Raw genomic sequence first — 3581 nt, 5'->3', positions numbered from 1 at the left:
ACGTGAGGCTCGACAACGACATCCCGACCGAGTTTGGTGTCGAAGCTCAAAAAGATCGTCTCGGGCGCGACCAGGGTCGCCCCATCCAGCATCGCCGCGTGACGGAGCCGCTCCTGCATCAAGTTCTCTGCCATGGCGAGCTGAGCGCGGTCGTTGACCCCATGAATCTCAGCTTCGGGAACGATGACGATGACCGCTTTCTCCCCGAGGCTGCGGGCGATGGCGACGATATCTGTGAGGTAATATTCGCCCTTGGCGTTTTTGTCATCGAGCTTGTCGAGGACCGTCAGGGCGATGTCGCCGCGGATCGACATGACGCCGCCATTGCACAGGGTAATGGCCCTCTCCTCCTCCGTCGCATCCCGGTGTTCGCGGATGTCGACCAGCTGGTCGCCCTCCATGAGGAAACGGCCATATCCGCTCGGATCGCGCGCTTCGAAACCCAGAGCGACGATGCCCGCACCCTGCGCGAGCGGCGTCCGCAACTTGACGAAAGTCTCCGTCGTGACGAGGGGCGTGTCGGCATATGCGACGATGATGTCGTGCGGTGCGCGCTCGATGGCTGCTCGGGCACTCAAGACGGCGTGGCCCGTACCGAGGCGTTCGGCCTGCGTGAAGATCTCGGCATCGGGAAGGAGTGCTTTGGCCTCGCGCGCCACATCGTCGCGATCCGGACCCACGACGACGGCGATATGGCTAGCGCCGGCCCGATCCACGGCGGCGAGCGCATGTGCCAGGAGCGTGCGCCCTGCGACCCGGTGCAATACCTTTGGAAAGGCCGACTTCATCCGGGTGCCCTCGCCCGCGGCGAGAACGACGGCGAGACAAGTCCGAGATGCGGACGGTGGCGAGGATCGGTCGACAGAGCTCATATAGGTTCGTTCCCAACACGTCTTGCGAGCTAGCCCAGAGGGCCTCGGACTTGCAATACCGAGGGAATATTAATTCGGTATCACAAATCACCCGTTTATCTGTCAGTCATATACACTAAGCTATAGAGGCGGACTTTCGCCATTCAGTATGCATCACAATAACATAAGAGCACTGCCGTGCCGACGAGTCGTGACCTGTCACTGATCCATTCCCCACGCCGACGCGACGTGTTGGCCTACCTCGGTGTTTCGGCTTTCGCCCTCAGCGTGGCGGGGCAAGCCCGAGCTCAGAACCAGTCGCCCCAGGCCTTCATCCAATCGAGGCTGGGAGATGGCCAGCGCTTCGACGCCGCAGCGGTGATCGATATCGCTCGCCAATTGGCCAAGAAGCCCTTCTCCGCGCCTCCGAACGACCTGCCGGACGCATTCTCGAATCTCAACTACGATCAATACATCGCCATCAAGACGCGGCAGCCGCTGCAGATCTGGGCGGGCGAAAATCGGGGCATCTTCGTCGAGCCGCTCCATCGTGGGTTCGTGTTCACCAACGCCGTCGATCTCTACCTCGTGGAGGACGATGCCATTCATCGGGTGGGTTACGACGCCTCGCGGTACGATTTCAACGGCGTGAACGTGCCGAAGGACCTGGGCGACATCGGGTTCTCCGGCTTTCGCCTGCTGGCGGCCAACGGCAATGAACAGCCTTTCGATTTCGCCATCATCCAGGGCGCGACGTTCTTTCGCGCCCTTGCGAAGGGCCAGAACTTCGGGGCGATCGCCCGCGCCCTTACCCTCAAACCGGCTGAAACGAAGGGAGAGGAATTTCCCTTCTTTCGGGCATTCTGGCTGGAACGACCGCTGGCCGGCAGCAACAGCATCACGATCCACGGCGTCATCGATTCCGAATCGACCACCGGCGCCGTCCGAATGACTTTCCGGCCTGGCGACATGACGATCGTCGACGTGGAGACGTCGTTGTTTCCACGCGTCAATTTGGACCATGTCGGTCTCGGCGGCATCGGCTCGACCTACTTCTTTGGCCCCAACGATCGCCGAAACATCGACGACATTCGGCCGGGTGTCTACGAATCGACCGGCCTTCAGATCTTCAACGGGAAGGGCGAATGGCTTTGGCGGCCGTTGCAGAATCCCGAGACTCTGCAGATCTCCGCCTTCGTCGACCAGAGTCCGAAGGGCTTTGGCCTTCTCCAGCGCGAACGCTCTTACGAGGCCTTTCAGGACGACGATCAACATTTCGAGCGACGTCCGAGCCTCTGGATCGAGCCTCTGGGTGACTGGGGGCAAGGAAGCGTCCAACTCCTCGAAATTCCGACCGATTCCGAGGTGAACGACAATATTCTCACCTATTGGCGCCCGAAGGCCCCCATGGCGGCTGGATCCGAGGTGTCTTTCGCCTATCGCCAGTATTGGTGTTGGGTGCCGCCTGAACGTCCTCCGCTCGCGATCGTTTCGGCGACGCGTACCGGCCAGGGCCGTGGCGGCCGTCGCCGCCGCTTTATCGTCGATTTTACAGGCGATACTCTTGCAACGACCCCGCTGGGGAATCTCAAAGCCGTCTTGAATGTCGGGCCAGGATCGTTTCAAAACTTGAAGCTCTGGTCCTATCCGGACAGAAAGACGGCACGCGTTACTTTTGAACTTGACCCGGGTAATGAAAACGCGTGTGAGATGCGCCTTATCCTTGAATCCGATGGGAAACAGATTAGCGAAATATGGCTCTATCGTTGGACACCTTGAGTGCCGAGGCGAACGAGGCCGCGACCGGGCGGCTGGCATCAGCCATGCCACCCGAGAGCCATCTCACCATGCCGACCCAGTCGCTCTGGCGCTGGTCGTCGAGCGAGGAGCGGAAGCTCGTTAACCGGCATTCCAAGCCCTATCTCGCGCGGTTTTTCGTGTTTGGTGGCGCGCTGGCCCTGACGGCCTACGGTACCTACGAGATGTACCAGGTGGTATCGGTCAGCCGGACGACCGTTCTCCAGTGGGTCTTGGTCGCGCTTTTCACGATCAATTTCTCCTGGATCGCGCTCGCCTTCACCAGTGCGCTCTTGGGATTCCTCGTGCTGCTGCGCCGTCCCCGGCTGGCCCCGCTGCCGACGGCCTTGCAGCACCGCACGGCGATCGTCATGCCGGTCTACAACGAGCAAACGGCGCGCACGTATGCCGCCTTCGAGGCAATTCACGAATCCGTTGCCGCCACCGGCCTTGGAGAGTATTTCGACTATTTCATCCTTTCCGACACCACGAACGCCGATGCTTGGATCGCCGAGGAGCGCGCATTCATCGCGCTCCGCGATCGGCTCGGTCCCCATGCGCGCCTGTACTACCGCCACCGCGCGAAGAACCACCATCGCAAGGCAGGCAACATCGCGGATTTCGTGTCTCGTTGGGGCGGTCATTACGAGCATACTCTCGTCCTTGATGCCGACAGTCTGATGACAGGCGATTGCATCGTGCGGCTTGCCGCCGCGATGGAAGCGGATCCCGATGCAGGGATCATCCAGAGCCTCCCGCTCATCATCAACCGCAACACGCTATTTGCACGTCTTCAGCAATTCGCCGCCCGCGTGACCGGGCCGGTGATCGCGACTGGCCTGTCCGTCTGGATGGGCCGGGACGGGAACTACTGGGGACACAATGCGATCATTCGGACGAAGGCTTTTGCCGGCCACGGCGGCCTTCCTGATC

At 61.0% G+C, this 3581-nt stretch carries 3 protein-coding genes; 2 read left to right on the top strand and 1 reads right to left on the bottom strand.

The annotated features are described in order from the left end of the window. On the bottom strand, window positions 1-872 hold an 872-nt coding region (locus tag AC1DT3_RS15095), incomplete at its 3' end, for an NTP transferase domain-containing protein (RefSeq protein ID WP_477466061.1). A 177-nt stretch (window positions 873-1049) separates the two neighbouring features. Here AC1DT3_RS15095 and AC1DT3_RS15090 point away from each other — a divergent pair. Both AC1DT3_RS15090 and mdoH read left to right on the top strand, forming a co-directional pair. Further along, complete coding sequence (locus tag AC1DT3_RS15090) at window positions 1050-2630, top strand: OpgD/OpgG family glucan biosynthesis protein (protein ID WP_477466060.1); 1581 nt, start codon at window positions 1050-1052, stop codon at window positions 2628-2630. Then, window positions 2606-3581 (top strand): glucans biosynthesis glucosyltransferase MdoH (gene mdoH, locus AC1DT3_RS15085; protein ID WP_477466059.1); only part of this gene is annotated, 976 nt, incomplete at its 3' end. The genes AC1DT3_RS15090 and mdoH, both read left to right, overlap by 25 nt.

The sequence above is a fragment of the Microvirga sp. P4_G7 genome (genome assembly GCF_056401005.1).
Note: the sequence above shows the minus strand (reverse complement) of the source record. Positions and strands in the feature narration are given on the sequence as shown.